General features: G+C 44.5%; 13 protein-coding genes. 7 read left to right on the top strand and 6 right to left on the bottom strand.

Going from position 1 to position 17,513, the window contains the following annotated elements; genetic code table 11:
* Nucleotides 1-93 precede the first annotated feature (93 nt).
* Nucleotides 94-1,095, top strand: coding sequence for a hypothetical protein (locus HGH91_RS11955; RefSeq protein WP_168738656.1), 1,002 nt, complete (start codon nt 94-96; stop codon nt 1,093-1,095).
* Nucleotides 1,096-1,158: 63 nt separating this feature from the next.
* Here the strand turns inward: HGH91_RS11955 and HGH91_RS11950 are convergent, their stop codons facing one another.
* Nucleotides 1,159-1,890, bottom strand: coding sequence for a carboxypeptidase-like regulatory domain-containing protein (locus HGH91_RS11950; RefSeq protein ID WP_168738655.1), 732 nt, complete (start codon nt 1,888-1,890; stop codon nt 1,159-1,161).
* 162 nt (nt 1,891-2,052) lie between these two features.
* Here HGH91_RS11950 and prs point away from each other — a divergent pair, with 162 nt between their 5' ends.
* The 5 genes from prs (at nt 2,053) to HGH91_RS11925 (ending at nt 9,496) form a co-directional block, all read left to right on the top strand.
* Nucleotides 2,053-2,985 (top strand): ribose-phosphate diphosphokinase, encoded by a 933-nt coding sequence (prs, locus tag HGH91_RS11945; protein WP_168738654.1) that lies wholly within the window; start codon nt 2,053-2,055, stop codon nt 2,983-2,985.
* An 88-nt stretch (nt 2,986-3,073) separates the two neighbouring features.
* Entirely contained in the window at nt 3,074-3,520 is a 447-nt protein-coding gene (locus HGH91_RS11940; RefSeq protein ID WP_168738653.1) for a GNAT family N-acetyltransferase, read from the top strand.
* A 133-nt stretch (nt 3,521-3,653) separates the two neighbouring features.
* The gene (locus tag HGH91_RS11935; RefSeq protein WP_168738652.1) at nt 3,654-7,166 is read left to right on the top strand and encodes a SusC/RagA family TonB-linked outer membrane protein; all 3,513 of its coding nucleotides are present in this window, start codon (nt 3,654-3,656) and stop codon (nt 7,164-7,166) included.
* Between the two features lie 11 nt (nt 7,167-7,177).
* Nucleotides 7,178-8,671 carry a SusD/RagB family nutrient-binding outer membrane lipoprotein gene (locus HGH91_RS11930; protein WP_168738651.1) on the top strand — a complete coding sequence of 498 codons (1,494 nt, stop codon included), beginning with the start codon at nt 7,178-7,180 and terminating at the stop codon, nt 8,669-8,671.
* Nucleotides 8,672-8,779: 108 nt separating this feature from the next.
* Nucleotides 8,780-9,496 carry a DUF2490 domain-containing protein gene (locus HGH91_RS11925; RefSeq protein WP_168738650.1) on the top strand — a complete coding sequence of 239 codons (717 nt, stop codon included), beginning with the start codon at nt 8,780-8,782 and terminating at the stop codon, nt 9,494-9,496.
* A gap of 71 nt (nt 9,497-9,567) precedes the next feature.
* Here the strand turns inward: HGH91_RS11925 and HGH91_RS11920 are convergent, their stop codons facing one another.
* From HGH91_RS11920 to HGH91_RS11910, 3 genes are all read right to left on the bottom strand, one after another.
* Nucleotides 9,568-10,056, bottom strand: a complete 489-nt coding sequence (locus HGH91_RS11920) for a YcxB family protein (RefSeq protein WP_168738649.1) — start codon at nt 10,054-10,056, stop codon at nt 9,568-9,570.
* A 21-nt stretch (nt 10,057-10,077) separates the two neighbouring features.
* Complete coding sequence (locus tag HGH91_RS11915; RefSeq protein WP_168738648.1) at nt 10,078-10,578, bottom strand: hypothetical protein; 501 nt, start codon at nt 10,576-10,578, stop codon at nt 10,078-10,080.
* A gap of 558 nt (nt 10,579-11,136) precedes the next feature.
* Nucleotides 11,137-14,430: a vitamin B12-dependent ribonucleotide reductase gene (locus HGH91_RS11910; protein ID WP_168738647.1), complete on the bottom strand. Its 3,294-nt coding sequence runs from the start codon at nt 14,428-14,430 to the stop codon at nt 11,137-11,139.
* A gap of 324 nt (nt 14,431-14,754) precedes the next feature.
* Here HGH91_RS11910 and HGH91_RS11905 point away from each other — a divergent pair, with 324 nt between their 5' ends.
* Nucleotides 14,755-15,513 carry a geranylgeranylglyceryl/heptaprenylglyceryl phosphate synthase gene (locus HGH91_RS11905; protein ID WP_168738646.1) on the top strand — a complete coding sequence of 253 codons (759 nt, stop codon included), beginning with the start codon at nt 14,755-14,757 and terminating at the stop codon, nt 15,511-15,513.
* An 89-nt stretch (nt 15,514-15,602) separates the two neighbouring features.
* Here the strand turns inward: HGH91_RS11905 and HGH91_RS11900 are convergent, their stop codons facing one another.
* On the bottom strand, nt 15,603-16,331 hold the full coding sequence (locus HGH91_RS11900; RefSeq protein WP_145663155.1) for a LytR/AlgR family response regulator transcription factor: 729 nt from the start codon (nt 16,329-16,331) through the stop codon (nt 15,603-15,605).
* Between the two features lie 95 nt (nt 16,332-16,426).
* A complete protein-coding gene (locus HGH91_RS11895; protein WP_168738645.1) occupies nt 16,427-17,452 on the bottom strand; it encodes a sensor histidine kinase in 1,026 nt (341 codons plus the stop codon).
* Between the last annotated feature and the right edge of the window lie 61 nt (nt 17,453-17,513).

Below are 17,513 nucleotides of genomic sequence, written 5' to 3'. Positions count from 1 at the left end.
GTATTAATGGCCAGTTGCCAACATCAATCAAAACGTGCATTGATTAATGCCTCAGACAGTACAACTATTACTAAAATTGAAAATTTATATGACATGAATATTGATACTATCTCCTCTCATATGGAACTACAGGATCATATCGAAGCAACAGAAGATGGAGTTCCTGCTACATACACATACAATGAAGTAGATGTAGATATTGCCATGCCCATTATTGCAAAAGGACTTGCAGATAAAGGATTTCAGGCATTAACAGACACACTCTTTGATAAAAAGGTAACTGATATTTTCGGGAACATCTTTCATACTCCAAATTCAAAAATAAAACTGCATCCCCATTTTACCACCGTCTTCCAAACCGACTCGAGTGCCGATGAATTTGACTACACAATTGACAACTTCTTTATTTCAAGAGGCTTTAAATTTATTACATGGGTACCACTTCTTGGAGATATAATAATATTTACAGACAAGAGCCACTACAAAATGGACCTGCATCCGAAGCTGGTCGCGCTCAACAAATACCTCTTCAACAACAGCCAACCTGATCTTGCTTATCTACTCCAGGAAGACTCCCTGCTTTTAAAAACTCTCGTCACCTCTTTCGGTTATACAAAAGAACCTAAAATCAATGATCTTGTCATGAACGATTACTTCGATATGGACGATGAAAGGAAGCCGACAATAGGTAACGTCATCTTCGTTAAAAATGCATTGGGTGTATTGGAAATAAAAGAAGAACTGCTGAAATGGATCTTCAGGCATACTTCTGCCTACGACCACCAGCTTCTCGATGCACTGGATAAATATGCAAACATACTATATGATAACAGGCCTAATGAGATATTTACCCACCAGCCATATGATGTATTCACCCTCAATGAAAAAAGAAAAATTGTTGCTTACATCGCTATTATTTACGAGCCGCTCTTTCATAAATTCCTGGGAGAGTTAAATAGCAACTGGCCTGATTTTTCTGTACTGGAGCGGATCATTCAAAAAGATCCCGGGTTAAGAGACTATATCAGGCAACAACATTATTTTTCACTGGAAAGTCTGAAAAAATTAATCGAATCGTCAGACTACGATTTATAACACCCCAATGCGTACTAACAAGAAAAAAAACGCGCCAGGTGTTTTCACCCGGCGCTATTGTTCTTAAGGTTCTTTCTTATCCTGTTTCTTTCTCTGGTATTCCTCAAAAGATTGCTTGATATATAAGAGCAGGTCATAATCCGACGCGGTGTTGAGGAACTGGTATCCAGGCCTGAATTCATGCATAAACGAATCCAGTTCAGGACTCTGCAGCTTGGTCATTTTTCCTACCAGCTCCGGGGAATACCGGTAGTCTATAAACTTTTCCTTTTCCCAGTATAACAACTGTTCATGGAATTGTTCTTTCCGCTTACGCGCCTTGCTGGGAACCAGGTAAGTGAGTGCTGTAATAGGATTGGCAGGCAGTGTTTTCAATACATCTACCGCGCCAGGTTTGTGATAATTAAAATAGCGGCCATACTCATCTCTCATGGCCAATGAATCTTTCTTATACCCTTTACCCGTTACATTTACACCTTGCAGCTCAAACATGCGCTTTTGCATATACACATCCATAGTGGAAGACATGCCCGGCGTAATCAGTAGCTTGGTAGTATAGCTCAACATAGAGAATTCCAGCGTATCTCCTGGTAACGACTCTATATAAAACCGGCCGTTTTCATTACTGAGTACGCCGGTCATGGTCCTCTTGTTAACAATCGTAACAAAAGGCAATCCCGTTTTGGTTTCCTGATCTGCTACCATACCGGATAACCTCACCTGCGCGACAGTACCCTCTATGCTAATGAAAAAGAAGAAAAACAGTGCTCCTATATATGCTGTAATACGAATCATGAATGTGCTAATCTCTCAAATTTAATGCTCTACCCCTAAACGAAAAGTTAAAAAACAGGGCGTATGTTAGTGCTAACCAACAAAAATATTAATTATCAACGTTATAAATATCCCTTCAATCACTTATTTTTACGATTATTACAGATTTATCGGGTAAATGTCATGCCACAGAAGATAGTTTTTGCTACACAACACTACCAGTATTTAAAAAACCGGATCCTTGATATTACCGGTCCTTCCTGGGAAAACGGGGTACTAGACATCCGCGATTTCCCCGATGGAGAACACTATCACTGCATTTTGAGTAATGTCAGTAACAAGGAAGTTATTTTAATAGGTGGCACTATCGACGACAAAGAAACCCTGGAATTATACGACCTCGCCAGCGGTTGTGTACAGTTGGGCGCTTTTTCCCTCACTATTATCATCCCTTTCTTTGGATACTCTACCATGGAGCGGGCAGTAAAATATGGGGAAATTGTCAAAGCCAAAACACGCGCAGTACTGTTTTCATCGCTTCCCAATACTTCCCGCGGCAATAGGATTGTAATGATAGATCTGCACGTAGATGGAATTACCTGGTACTTCGAAAACGATGTTCGCCCCGTTCATCTATATGCAAAAGAACTGATAAAAACGGCAGCCCTGGAACTCGCAGCGGGTCAGCCTTTTGTATTGGCCAGTACAGATGCCGGCAGAGCTAAATGGGTAGAATCACTCGCTAACGACTTGCATGTACCAGCAGCCTTTGTGTTTAAACGCCGTATCTCCGGCGATGAAACAGCCATTACCGGTATCAATGCCGACGTAAAAGGTAAAACGGTCATCATCTACGACGATATGATCCGTACCGGGGGATCACTCATTCATGCAGCTGAATCTTATCACGAAGCCGGCGCCAAAGAAATCTGTGTGATCACCACCCATGGCATATTTGCCGGAAATGGCTTCGATAAGATTAAAAAAAGCGGTCTCATAAAAAAGGTGGTGTGCACTGATACGCATCCCAATGCACTTACCATCAACGATGATATGCTGGAAGTAAAGTCAGTAAGCCAGCTGATCATCGATTATTTCCATTCACAACATCCCTGAATCCGCTACAGAACTACATTCAATACTTACTTATCCAGCTCACAAGGCAATTGCCTACCTTTAATGTTCACTAACGCACCAGGCAAATATGTTGAATTTTCGTATACTCGAATACGGTAGTTGCGACTATCACACCATGCTCGACCTTCGCAATGAAGTACTGCGCAAACCGCTGGGGCTCACCTTTTCAGATGAACAGCTGCAAAAAGAAATAAATGACATCTTTATTGCAGGCTTTACTACAGTCAATGATAAAGAAATGCTGGCAGGCTGCTGCATCCTCACACCCATCAGCGAAGATACCGTACAACTCAGGCAGATGGCCGTTTCGCCGGCCCTACAGGGTAAAGGAGCAGGCAGTGAAATTATCATGTTTGCAGAAACCTATGCACGTAACAACAACTTCACTATCCTTACCATGCATGCCCGTAAAGAAGCCATAGGCTTCTATCTGAAGCTAAATTATGAAATCCGTGGAGAAGAATTTACAGAGGTGGGAATCCCTCACTACGAAATGAGGAAAACGCTGAAATAATACTTTTTTTTCTCTTGCAACCCATTGTAGAAGCCCTTTTGATTGTATTGTTATATTGATGGATAAGCAATATAATAATAGACAGCATAGGAATCCTGTCGAAAAAGTTTGTAACCAAATCTTTCATTATACAATGAGAAGCCATGTACTAGCCTGGTCGGGCCTGTGCTATGCCCTTTTCTGCTATACTTCCAGCAGCGCATACGCAAAACCCGAAGGGTACCTCACAGCCAGATCAGTACCAGCTGATACCACCGTTCCGGTAGTCATTAAGCCCTCTGCTGATACCAGTACCAAACCCAAACAGGATACCGCTACTCCGGTAGTCATTAAACCTGCTGCAGCAGATACCAGTAAACAGGATACCACCAGGAAACCCGCTACTGATACAACAAAACCCACTGCCAAACCTAAAGAGGATACGGCATTAATCCTCCCGCCGGATCCGGCCACCGCTAAAAGTGAAGTAGGCAAATTCCCGCTCAGTGGAACAGTGAAAGACGATAAAGGCACTCCTATTCCCGGCGCAGTAATTCGGAATAAAACCGCAAAACTGAATGCACAAACTGATCCTACAGGGAACTATACAATCAGAGCTGCTGTTGGCGATACCATCCTGGTAACTGCTCCCACCTTCGGCGAACAAACCATTCCCGTTACCAAAAGAGGCGCACTGGATATCAACATGGTGCCTTCCAACACTACCAAAAAAGTGTTAGGAGAAGTGGTGGTTACTGCCCTCGGTATTAAAAAGAATCCCCGCTCCGTAGGCTATGCCATACAGGAAGTGAGCGGAAACGCTGTACAGGAAGCGAAAGAAGTGAACTTTGTGAATGCGCTTTCCGGTAAAGTGCCAGGGGTACAAATCAGTACTAATACCGGCTCCATGGGAGGTTCCAGCAAAATTACCATCCGTGGGGTTAAATCCATCCTCGGCGATAACAATGCTTTCTTCATCCTCGATGGTGTACCCATGATGAACAGCGTTACCAACCAGGGCGGACAACAAAACGGCGGCGGTGGCTACGACTATGGTAGTCCCCTCCAGGACATTAATCCGGAAGACATCGAAAATATATCCGTACTCAAAGGAGCAGCCGCTACTGCATTATACGGTAGCCGCGGCGCTAATGGCGTACTCCTCGTCACTACAAAAAAACGCCCGGATAGCGAAAAAGGCATCGGCGTTACCTACAGCCTCAATGCACAGGTTGACCAGGTAGCCGTTCTTCCCAAATACCAAAACCAATATGGTGGCGGTAGTGCGGGTAGCTTCGATACACTTTACTATAACCAACACCCTGAAGGATTCCTGAATGAACAAAGTGCTACTTACGACGACAATAACGGGAAAGGCAGATACGACCTTCTCCCAAAATATGCAGTAGATGAATCCTGGGGCCCTAAACTGGATGGCCGTAAAATCCGTCCCTACTGGTCGTGGGATAAAAACAAAAACAACCCGTTCTTCGGACAAACAGATACCTGGTCTCCACATTCAAACAACGTAAAAGATTTCTACAGAACAGGCTTTACCCTCACCAATAATATCTCCCTCGCTGGTAGCAACGATAAAGGTGGATTCCGCCTGTCGTACGGCAACATGGACCAAAGCTTCGTGCTGCCCAATGCCACCAACAAGCGGAATAACCTCTCGGTAAACGGAAACTATGAAGTGACGAAAGGAGTAAGAGCTGTCGCCTCCATTAATTACACCTCCCTCCGCGTAAAAGGTCGGCCGGGCACCGGTTTCACCGGCCCCAACCCAACCTTGCAGTTTACTATGTATGGTCAGCGCCAACTCGATATCGAAAAGGAAAAAAGATACAAATACGATGATGGCTCCCAGATTACCTGGAACCGTAAAGCCTGGAATGATCCCCGTATCTCCTCCAGCAATGGCCCATACTGGAACCGCTATATGGATTATGAAACAGATAGCCGCAACAGGTTGTACGGCTACGCAGGTGTAGACATAGATGCCACTAAATGGTTGAGCTTCTCTGGCCGCGTATTCATGGACGACTACAATACCCTCGAAGAAGAAAGAACCGCGCAGGACTACATACCAGGTACTTACATCAAACGCATCCGGACTTCCCGCGAAATGAACTACCAGGTAACCGCCGATATCAAAAAGAATTTCGGAACGGACCTACAGTTAAATGCTACAGTGGGCGGTAACGTGATGCACAGGCTGTGGACTACTACCGGTGGCGTCACCAACGGAGGCTTCATTATCAAGGATATTTATAACCTGAATAACTCTATTCAAACAGCTACGCCAATAGATGAATACTACGAAAAACAAATCAACTCTGTATTCGCTACCGCTAACCTGGGATATAAAAACTTCCTGTTCCTCGATCTCACGGGTCGCAGCGATTGGACTTCCACCCTGCAGAAAGGCAATAACCAATACTTTTACCCATCTGCCTCCGTGTCCTTCGTGTTCTCCGATCTGCTGAAAGAATGGAAATGGCTGTCATACGGTAAATTAAGAGGTAGCCTCGCGGCAGTAGGTAACGATGCCGATCCGTACCATAGCTTTAATACGTTCGACTATATACCTCCATTCGGCGGTAATCCCATTGGTCAGTTCAATGCTACTTACAACAACATTGCATTGAAACCAGAACGTACTACGGAAGTAGAAACCGGTGTGGAACTGAAATTCCTGGATAATCGCGTTGGGCTCGATCTTACCTACTACAGACGCGTAACCAAAGATCAGATCATCACCCTGCCCATTTCCGCACCAAGCGGCTACCTGGGCGCCTACGTAAATGGAGGTAGTGTGGAAAACAAAGGGGTGGAAATTGGCTTAAACTTAAACCCGATCCGCCTGAGGGGTGGCTTCCGCTGGGATATTAATGCCAATATCGCGTTCAATCGCAACAAATTGCTGAACCTCAACATTCCGCAATACAACACCTCTCTGCCTGTTCTGACAATTGGTACCGATCGCCGTACTCAGAAAGTGTCTGTGGTAGCGGAAGTAGGAGAGCCGTTGGGAACGCTCCGCGGTACGGATTACACCTACTTAAACGGGCAAAAAGTGGTAGACTCACTAGGTCGTTATGTGCCCTCCGCCATTCATAATATCGGTAACGCCTATCCGGATTATGTAGGAGGTATCACCAATACCTTCTCCTATAAAGGCTTCTATCTTTCGGCATTGGTCGACTTCCAACATGGTGGCAAGTTCTTCTCTTACACCAACCTGTATGGAGAAAAATCAGGTTTGCTGGAAAGCACAGTGGCCAACAACATTCGCGAAACAGGTATCACCGTACCTGGTGTTACTGCAGATGGGAAACCTAATCAAACCAATATCTCTGCACAAGATCACTTCCAGTATAATGGAGGAAATGCCATCAGTACAGCCAATTTGTATGATGCCAGTTATATCTACCTGAGAGAAGCCAAACTGGGTTATAACCTGCCGGAATCCTGGTATAAAAAAATCGGGGCACAAAACGTACGGGTATCCCTTTATGGTCGTAACCTGTGGTTGATCAAGTCCAATGCACCCAATGTGGATCCATCCAACATCCTCAACTCCGCCTCCAATATCCAGGGGATTGAAGGTGGTGCATTGCCTTCCCTCCGCTCTTATGGTATAAACCTGAATGTATCATTCTAAATTTTATGAAGATGACTAAGACGATTTTGAAATATAGTGGTGCATTACTCCTGACAGTCTCCCTGGCCATCTCCGGTTGTAAAAAACTGGATGATATGAACCGGGACCCCACCAAACCAAGTACCACACAGCCACAATACTTATTAACCGGCGCCCAGAAATCAGCCATGGACGTGTTGTACAGCGGTTTGCAGAATGGCTTTATCGCCATGCACTACGCACAATACTGGTCTGGCAATGCCAGGGTGGTAGATAGCCAGTACCAGCTGGATGAAGGTAACAATGGTACCTTCTGGAATAACTTGTACAGGATATCGCTGCACGACCTCGATGCATTGATCAATATGAATAAGCCCAAGCTCAATGAGCCGGGCGTAGCCAATCAAACTGCCATCGCGCACATTATGCGCGCCTGGATCTTTCAGATATTGGCAGATACCTACGGCAATATTCCTTATTCACAGGCCTTCCAGAATACTACCAACATCGCTCCTGCATATGATGATGCAAAAACAGTATATAATTCCCTGATAGATATCCTTCAGGCACAGATAAAAGTGTTGGATGCCACTCAGACAAGTTTTAATACGGGAGATATTATCTATAAAGGGGATGTTGAAAGCTGGAAAAGGCTGGGACATTCACTCCTGTTGCGCCTGGCTATCCGGATGGCAGATGCCGATCCACAAAAGGCAAAGGCCATCATTGAGGCCAACTATCAACAGGCCATCAGTTCCAATGATCAGTCAGCTCAATTCCAGTACCTGGCCGATGTACCCAACAGGTATCCGCAGAATGATGTAGATCGTCCTATCATCGATTTCGCGGTAAGTACCACCTTACTGGATTATATGAATAGCCTGAATGATCCCCGCCTGCCAATATATGCAAGGCCTACTGCAGATGGCAACGTATTCAGGGGATTACCTTATGGATGGGCCACTTCTGATCCGGACCATAAAGGAGATACCTATTACTCAGCTCCCGGCAAAAAAGTGTATAGCGCTACCATGCCAGGAATCCTCATGAGCTATGCGGAAGTGGAGTTCATCCTCGCCGAAGCCGCAGCCCGGGGCATGAATGTAGGCGATGCTGCTACCCACTATACAAATGGTATCAAAGCATCTATGACCTGGTGGCGCGACATTACGTCAAGTGCGTCTACCATTACAGATGCAGCGATCGATGCATATATCGCCAAAGTGCCTTATGTGGCTGCAGACTGGCGTAATGTAATAGGCACCCAGAAATGGCTGGCCCTCTACCCACAAGGATTCCAGGCATGGTTTGAAAGAACCAGGCTGAAATTCAAAAAACCAGGTGGAGCACCATTATTTATGGCGCCTAAATCAGGTGGACTGGACAATAGCGTGAAAGACGGTGTACCATACCGCTTAACCTATCCCATTACCGAACAATCACAGAACACGGCCAATTACAATTCAGCTGCCACTGCCATAGGCGGCGATTTCAAAGGCACCAAACTGTGGTACAATAAATTCTGATACAACAATCAACTATAGCTAAACAACAATCTGCCGGCGCCTGCATCTGCAGGCGCTTTTTTTTAACCCCGATTAACTATCTTTAACCCCAACCTATATTCGGCATTTATGAGGAAACTACTGCTGGCAGCAGCCTTAATGGCTATTGCTCAATTAACGTTTGCGCAAAGCACTACACACGCCTACCAACATTGGTATACTTATTTTGGCACCGCTAAATTGAATAACAAATGGGCCATCCCATTTGATGTACAACTTCGTATCAGAGATGGTATCAGCAACAAAGGCCAGTTACTGATGCGTGGCGGGTTACAATATTCGCTCTCCAAACAGGATCATATATTATTAGGCTATGCCTTCGTTCCTACCTACAACGGGGTAAGCAATACCTGGCTTCCGGAACAACGTATCTTCGAACAATATATTCATAAGGAGAAGAAAATAGATATGACGCACCGGCTAAGGCTGGAACAACGCTGGGTAGCCCAACCTTCCCAACCCGGCCACCCGGATGCAATCGGCGACTGGAAATATGGTAATCGCTTCCGCTATTTCAATCGCGCCCAACTAGGGATTAAACATAAAAAAGAAAGCACACCCTTCTATATAGCGCTCCAGGACGAAATTTTTCTGAACCTCTGGGGGAATGATATCAGTAACCTGCTTTTTGACCAAAATCGTTTCCTGGCCGCATTGGGCTATCAATTCACTACAAAATTAAAAGCAGATATCGGGTATATGAATCAATTAGTGCAGGTAACTTCCGGTGCTAAAACAATGAACCATATCCTGCATTTCAGCGTATTTCAGACAATAGATTTTTAGGGAGAAGGCTGCTGGCATCAGCCTTTTCCGGCGTTACGGGATGATCCCCGTATGTTCAGCAGGAAACGCGATTATTTATAGTGGTTGAATTTTTCCTTCAACACATCGGCAAACTTCTTATATGCCTCTTCTGTCTTAAAAGCACTGGTAGGAATGAGGAAGAACGTTTTTTTATCCCGGTATAAAAAGAAGAATTTCTTCGTTTCTACTACCTGGGAAAAATTACTCCAGCTGATAGCCCGCTGATGATCACTGCCCCCGGTTGAGATCAGGATGCCCTCATCCGAATATTTCAGTTGGATACTATCCTTAAATGTAGCAGCTTTATTATAGATGGAAACGGGTAGGAGATACCAGAATACCCAGCCTAAAACCAGTACCATTAACACAATACCGGTAAGCGCCCCGGGCGTTACCACCTTAAAGAAAAATCCTGTCAGGGTGGCTAATAGCAATATAATGAGTGTATTGCGGAAGACTTTTATCTCTCCTCTTTGCGTAAAATGATAGCGCAATGCATGTAACACTTCTCCCTTGTCATAACTGAACTCTAAATGCATGCTGGCCTGGCAAAACGAATTTTATCTGTTAACTGAAATCGACATAGGGTTATCCATTTCATCACGCACAGTAACAGGTGCTTCTTTCTTCCGGTTGCGTTTTACGTTGGATAGGTCGTCTTCGCCAAAACCTGGGAAGTTCTTTTTGATGAATAGAAAATATTGCTGTAAGGTCTTTGGATCCACTTTAAATGGAAACGCCAACTCCTTACCACTTCCTTTCAGGAAGTCGGTTGTATTTAATTTGGTTTCGTTTTGTAAATACCACTTGTATAAATCCACAATAGCTTTTTCCAACTCTGCTTCATCCACTTTTTCTGCTGTCTCTACCCGCGGAAACATTAACACAAACTCTTCTACCCGTACAGGCTTTGTATTATTTGTGTTTTTGGAATTATTACGGTTATCGTTGTTGTCACCGTTTTTATCTCCATTATTATCCCCGTTCTTGAAACCAGTGCTGGCATTTGCTGATGTGGCTGCGGCCAAGATAACCAACAGCATTAACAACAGCTTTTTCATAAGGTGTCAAATTTTCGAGTCTAAAAATACAATTATATTTTGAGATTTCTAGTAGATTATAAAATATGCGTAAAAACCCCTGGAAAAACAAAAGCAATGGACGAACCATTGCTTTCGAGAGTCATTTACAGTGCATGAAGAGTCATGCGGTGTAGGAATATTTGGTTTTTCATAGGACAGTAACCATAATAAAAATTAATACAATAACAAATATAATAAAATTATATCGTGACAGGGAAGAAAGAATAAATATTAGAAAAAATCAAATATTTTATCGCGTTATTATAAAACACGCAATAAAACCCGCTTTTTCAGAAAAATTTCAAATGAGAAAAAATAAAGAAAGAAATAGAGGTGAGGTCTAAAACCCAAAAAATAATGATAGAAGTTAACAAAAGGGCCTGCTTTGAGAAAATAGTAAGGGCGCCTAGAAAAGCGCCCTCAATTTGTTACTATCCTATGAAAACCCTATTTGAATACAAAGATAAAGGCATGTTATTTTTCTTTGAAATTTTAGAGGCACAATAACATATCATTAACAAGAAGTTATAACATCAATCAGCTACAACCCATGCTGGTGCCGCAGTTCAGGCATTTATAACAGGTTCCCGAACGAACCGTAATATGCCCGCAGGTAGTACATGCCGGCGCATCACTTTGCATACTTTTCATATAATCCTGCGTATTGTTTTCCGGCTGATAAGCGCCAACAGCTTGGGTTTTCGGCAACCTGGACGTTATTTTTTCTCCGCCACCGGCACGGAAAGAAACAGGAGGTGTATTCGTTGGTTCGCCTTCCTCTCCGGCATTTTCCGGCGCATCTAATACATGCACCAGGTCTGTACGCCCCAGGTATTCATATCCTAACACCCGGAAAATATAGTCTATCAGAGAAGTAGCAGATTTAATATTAGGATGATCCACTATCCCCGCCGGCTCAAAACGTGTAAATATAAACTTGTCTACAAATTCCTCCAGCGGCACGCCATATTGTAATCCCACAGAAACCGCAATGGCAAAGCAATTCATCAGGCTGCGCAAAGTGGATCCCTCCTTGGCCAGGTCTACAAATATCTCTCCCAACGTACCATCACTGTATTCTCCCGTACGCACAAAAATTACCTGACCACCCACATTCGCTTTCTGCGTAAAGCCTCCCCGCTTGGATGGCAACGCCTGTCGCTCTACAATCCGCGACAACTGACGCTTCAACGTAGTATCCCTGCTGGCCAGCATACGACGGTTTACTTCTCCCAACAATTCATCATTCGTTAACTCACCCAGTCCCTGTCCCGATGGCTGCTCCGTACTACTGCCCTCCTGCTTTTTCTTCTTATCACTTTTATTACTCAACGGCTGACTCAGCTTACTGCCATCCCGGTACAAAGCACAAGCCTTCAACCCCAACTCCCAACTCATCTTATACGCATCTGCTATTTCTTCTACCACCGCCTCATTTGGAAGATTAATCGTTTTTGAAATCGCTCCCGAAATGAAAGGCTGTACTGCCGCCATCATCCGGATATGCCCATGCGGGTGAATATACCGCTCCCCATTTTTTCCACATTTGTTAGCACAGTCAAATACCGGCAAATCTGCATCCTTTAAATAAGGCGCTCCCTCCACTGTCATCGTACCACATACATAATCGTTGCCAGCCTGGATCTGTTCATCTGTAAACCCAAGTTCGTGTAACAAACTGAATTCCAGGCTATAATAATTAGCCGGCGTAAATCCTAACCGCTGTAAACACTCTTCTCCCAGGGTATATACATTAAATACAAAGCCTATATCAAAAGAGGAAACCACCGCCGCATCCAGTTTTTTCAGTTCCTCTCCAATAAAACCCTTCTCGCTTAATGACTGATGATTAATATAAGGTGCCCCGGCAAAGCTCCCGCTACCTTTGGCATAATCTACAATCGCCTTGATTTCATGGTCAGAATAACCCAGGGTATGTAAAGCCGCGGGGATAGACTGGTTAATGATCTTAAAATATCCCCCGCCTGAAAGTTTTTTAAATTTCACCAGCGCAAAATCAGGCTCTACACCCGTCGTATCACAGTCCATTACCAGGCCTATAGTGCCCGTAGGCGCTATCACCGTGGCTTGCGCATTGCGGTAGCCATATTGTTCTCCCCATTTTACGGCCTCATCCCAGGCTTTGGTGGCCGCTTTCAGCAGGTAATCGGCACAATAACGGGCATCTATTCCCTTTGGTTTTATTTCCAGTCCGTCGTAGGCATCTGTGGCATCATAAGCCGCCGCGCGGTGATTCCGCATTACCCGCAACATATCTTCCCGGTTTTCGGCATACCGCGGGAATGCCCCCAGGTGAGCCGCCATTTCTGCCGATGTTTTATAGGCAATACCCGTCATGATCGCAGATATAGCACCTGCAATTCCCCGGGCTTCCTCGCTGTCATAGGCAATACCGCTTACCATCAGCATAGACCCCAGGTTCGCGTATCCCAATCCCAGCGTACGATATTCATAACTGAGCTGCGCCACCTCTTCTGAGGGGAACTGCGCCATCAGTACAGATATTTCCAGTACCACGGTCCATAATCTCACCGTGTACTCAAATCCCGGAACGTCAAAAAGCTGATGCTGCTCATCAAAAAAGCGGCGCAGGTTCACAGAGGCCAGGTTACAGGCCGTATTATCCAGGAACATGTATTCGGAACAGGGATTGGAAGCATTAATGCGTCCTCCCTGCGGACAAGTATGCCATTCATTAATAGTAGTGTCATATTGAGTACCCGGATCCGCACAACGCCAGGCTGCATAAGTAATTTGGCCCCATAAGTCTTTGGATTTCAATGTTTTCACAGTCTTTCCGTTACTTCGGGCTTTTAAATCCCAGTCGGCATCTGCTTCCAGCGCCCGGAAAAATGAATTAGGGACACGAACGGAGTTATTCGAGTTTTGGCCGGATACTGTTTTATACGCATCTCCCTCATAATCAGACGAATAGCCTGCTGCAATCAATGCGGCCACTTTCTTTTCTTCCTCTACCTTCCAGTTTACGAAGTCCATAATTTCCGGATGATCCAGGTCCAGACACACCATTTTAGCTGCCCGCCGGGTGGTACCGCCCGATTTAATAGCACCGGCTGCCCGGTCACCTATCTTCAAAAAACTCATTAATCCGCTGGAAGTACCGCCTCCACTCAGCTTTTCTCCTTCTCCCCGTATATGTGAATAGTTGGTACCCACACCGGATCCATACTTGAATATCCGCGCTTCCCGTAACCACAGGTCCATAATTCCACCTGCATTCACCAAATCATCGTTCACACTCAGGATAAAACAAGCGTGTGGCTGAGGTCGCTCATAAGCGGAAGTTGATTTCTCCAGCTGTCCTGTATGTTGTTCCACATAAAAATGTCCCTGGGGCTTCCCCTTGATGCCGTAACTTTCAAATAACCCGGTATTAAACCATTGGGGAGAATTAGGTACACATGACTGGTTGAGCATGCTATAGCTCAACTCTTCATAAAATATAGCGGCATCCTTTTCACTGGCAAAATAACCGTATTTCAATCCCCAGGCCCTCCAGCAATTAGTCATCCGGTGAACCACCTGTTTTACCGACGTTTCCCGCCCCGAGCTCCCATCCGGCTGAGGGACACCCGCCTTCCGGAAATACTTCTGCGCCAGGATATCCGTAGCAATTTGCGACCACGAGGCCGGCACTTCCACGCTGTTCATTTCAAACACTACGTCTCCACCGGGATTACGTATCACAGACGAACGCAATTCATAGGTAAACTGATCGTAAGGACTCACACCTTCCTGGGTAAAATGACGGGTGAAGGAAAGACCACCCGTATTAACTGGATTTTTCATACGGCAAGTTTTCTTAGATGATAGAATGAGTTAGTAATGCGGAGTACTCTAAAATTAATTTTTAAATGCCGGGAGGGGGGCATTTATTTTGCACAGATTGTGGATAATTGCGCAAACAGTTTGCCAATATGTTTGTTTATACCCCAAAAGGAAATCCGGCTCAAAATTTGTCGTTAACAAAAACTTCGCAGTGATATAACACCTAATAATGTAGGTATCATGATGTTCATGAATAAAAAATGAATTGAATGCTTATTTATTTAGCAATGTGTGTTATTAATAAAAATATTATACATTTGCGACAACCGGAACAATGCGCTATTGATGTACAATAACATATACACTTCGTTCATCGAAAGAAAGGCTAAAAAGGAAAAGGCATTCGCGGTTTTGATTGACCCGGATAAGGTAACTCCTGCGGATATCATCGAGCTTGCAGCCAAATGCACTGCTGTCAAAGTTGACTATATCTTCCTTGGAGGTAGCCTTGTGATCTCTGATCATTTGGATGAATGTGTGCAGCAGCTGAAAGCTTGCTGTGACATACCCGTTGTATTATTTCCAGGAAGCCCTTCCCAGGTATCTAAATATGCAGATGCGCTGCTCTACCTGTCTGTTATTTCGGGAAGAAATCCCGAATTACTGATTGGTCAGCATGTAGTGTCTGCGGCTGCCGTTAAGAAAAGTGGACTTGAAGTGATTTCTACAGGTTACATGGTAATCGATGGAGGAGCCCCCACCACAGTATCATATATCAGCAATACAACGCCTATTCCCGCCGACAAAGCGGATATTGCTATGTGTACAGCAATAGCAGGCGAAATGCTGGGCATGAAAGTGATTTATATGGATGCCGGCAGCGGCGCCCGGGTACCGATCACAGAAAGTATGATCAGCCGCGTAGCCAGCCAGGTCCAGGCACCTATTATTGTTGGCGGCGGTATCCGCGATGCCGAGAAAGCTTACCTTAACTGTAAGGCGGGCGCAGATGTGATTGTAGTAGGAAATGCCATAGAAAAAGATCTCTCCCTCATTAAGGAATTGGCCGATGCAGTACATTCTGTACCGGTAAAAGCCCGATAAAACATCATAAAACTATTGAGGCGAATGATTACGGTAGATAAATACCCGCCGTATTCATTCGCCTCAGTCGCTTTACGCGCCCGGCTTTCCTATAAACTCATCATCTCCTTAAATTTCACAGCCTGTCGGCGGCTTACTTCAATTTTTTCGCCTCCCCGCATTTCCAGCAATAACCCACCATTAAAATAGGTATCTATCTTCTCAATCATCCGGAGATTTACAATATGCTTGCGGTTAGCCCGGAAAAAAGTACGCTCATCAAGTCGTTCTTCCAGGGCATTCAATGATTTAAGAATCAATGGCTTATTACTTTCAAAATATACCCGGGCATAGTTCCCTACACTTTCAAAAAGGCGGATTTCCTGCAGTTTTACAAACCAGCATCTATCTCCATCCTTTACAAAAACCTGGTCATTTTCCGACAACAACGAACGTATTCCACCTGATGCCGCCAGGCGGTCCTTCTCTTCCTGCTGATGCAATTTGTGGATAGCATCGGCCAGTCGCTTCGGTTCTACTGGTTTCAACAGGTAATCCAGCGCGTTGTACTCGAATGCCTTCAGGGCGTATTCATCGTAAGCTGTGGTAAAAATTACCTGTGGCGTTTTTTCCAGTTCAGCCAGCAGGTCAAATCCCGTTTTATCAGGCATCTGAATATCCAGGAACAGCAGGTCAGGATGTAAGGTCTCGATCTTTTCTATACCATCCTTCGCATTCACAGCTTCTCCTACCACCACTATTTCCGGGTGATCTGCCAGTAATTTCTTGAGTTCACTCCTGGCCAGGCGTTCATCATCTATTATCAATGCTTTTTTCATTGGCAATATGAAGTTTGGTTGAATGATTTAATTTAATTGATTTAATAATAACCGTAACCAGTCATTTACCAGCTACGGCAGTTTATAACAAGTGATTAGAGTAAAGGCATGACCACTGTAGCTTCTACCGTATGCTCATCTTTATTCCTGATCTCGAAAGAAGCCCGGTTACCAAATAAAAGACTTAATCTTTGCCGGGTGCTCTGTAAGCCAAAACCATGGCCATTAATACTATTTTCAATTATCTGACCAGTATTTTCAATCGTAATAACATGCTGCATCCCCTTCAATGAAGAGTTGATGTACACCGAACCACCACTGATAATGCGGGAAATACCATGTTTAATAGCATTTTCCACCAATGTTTGCAACATCATCGGCGGCACCTGCAACTCCAGCGTATCCGGATCTATGTCGTACTGCACATTCAACCGCTCCTCAAAGCGGATATGCTCCAGTGCAAGGTAATCCTTTACAATGTTTAATTCGTTCTCCAGGCTCACCGTTTCCGCCTTCTCCGACTGCATAGAACTCCGCAATATATTCGAAAGCTCCGTAATAGCGGTCCTTGCCCGCTGCGGATTCTCGTCCACCAAAGCCCGGATACTGTTCAACGCATTGAAAATGAAGTGCGGATTCAACTGCGCCTTGATCGTTTTAAGCTCTAACTCCTTTACCGTTGTTTCCAACTTGAGCTGATCTACCTGGGCACTCCTGTTTCGCTCAATATAATGCCAGATATAGTAGATCATCCACCAGATAAACGAGATCACAAAAGGCGATAACAATGCCCTAATCTGGTCCTCCTGCTGAGACTTGTACACAAAATACATCAGCGAATTATAGCTGATATACACTGTAACAGAAGTACCGGCCACCATGGCGAAAAACAGTAGTATCTGGCGCTCTGAATTATAAGTTACCCAGTTACGTTTATTGATCAACGTCCGGAAAAGGTGGGTAGAAAGAAGACCTAAAGCAGTGAATATTAAAAGGTTAATAAAGTCTAACAGCTTCGCGGCTGACTTGTCCAGCGTATAATAATAGAACCAGTTTAAAGCAACATAAGCTGACCAGCCCAGCATCTGACACCACCAATATTTGCTTATCTTCTTTAACATTAAATCAAATTAGTAAACTTCACCTATATTCCAAAAATACCCTTTAGCATCCCCCATTTAA

It is taken from the genome of Chitinophaga eiseniae (genome assembly GCF_012641265.1).
Lineage (GTDB): Bacteria > Bacteroidota > Bacteroidia > Chitinophagales > Chitinophagaceae > Chitinophaga > Chitinophaga eiseniae_A.
The sequence above is the reverse complement of the archived record's forward strand: the minus strand, read 5'-3'. Positions and strand labels throughout refer to the sequence as shown.

Excerpts from the sequence above, each read along its gene's own strand:
- HGH91_RS11955 (WP_168738656.1), top strand. The coding sequence starts at position 94 with ATGAATATTGATACTATCTCCTCTCATATGGAACTACAGGATCATATC.
- HGH91_RS11950 (WP_168738655.1), bottom strand. The coding sequence starts at position 1,890 with ATGATTCGTATTACAGCATATATAGGAGCACTGTTTTTCTTCTTTTTC.
- prs (WP_168738654.1), top strand. The coding sequence starts at position 2,053 with ATGCCACAGAAGATAGTTTTTGCTACACAACACTACCAGTATTTAAAA.
- HGH91_RS11940 (WP_168738653.1), top strand. The coding sequence starts at position 3,074 with ATGTTGAATTTTCGTATACTCGAATACGGTAGTTGCGACTATCACACC.
- HGH91_RS11935 (WP_168738652.1), top strand. The coding sequence starts at position 3,654 with ATGAGAAGCCATGTACTAGCCTGGTCGGGCCTGTGCTATGCCCTTTTC.
- HGH91_RS11930 (WP_168738651.1), top strand. The coding sequence starts at position 7,178 with ATGACTAAGACGATTTTGAAATATAGTGGTGCATTACTCCTGACAGTC.
- HGH91_RS11925 (WP_168738650.1), top strand. The coding sequence starts at position 8,780 with ATGAGGAAACTACTGCTGGCAGCAGCCTTAATGGCTATTGCTCAATTA.
- HGH91_RS11920 (WP_168738649.1), bottom strand. The coding sequence starts at position 10,056 with ATGCATTTAGAGTTCAGTTATGACAAGGGAGAAGTGTTACATGCATTG.
- HGH91_RS11915 (WP_168738648.1), bottom strand. The coding sequence starts at position 10,578 with ATGAAAAAGCTGTTGTTAATGCTGTTGGTTATCTTGGCCGCAGCCACA.
- HGH91_RS11910 (WP_168738647.1), bottom strand. The coding sequence starts at position 14,430 with ATGAAAAATCCAGTTAATACGGGTGGTCTTTCCTTCACCCGTCATTTT.
- HGH91_RS11905 (WP_168738646.1), top strand. The coding sequence starts at position 14,755 with ATGTACAATAACATATACACTTCGTTCATCGAAAGAAAGGCTAAAAAG.
- HGH91_RS11900 (WP_145663155.1), bottom strand. The coding sequence starts at position 16,331 with ATGAAAAAAGCATTGATAATAGATGATGAACGCCTGGCCAGGAGTGAA.
- HGH91_RS11895 (WP_168738645.1), bottom strand. The coding sequence starts at position 17,452 with ATGTTAAAGAAGATAAGCAAATATTGGTGGTGTCAGATGCTGGGCTGG.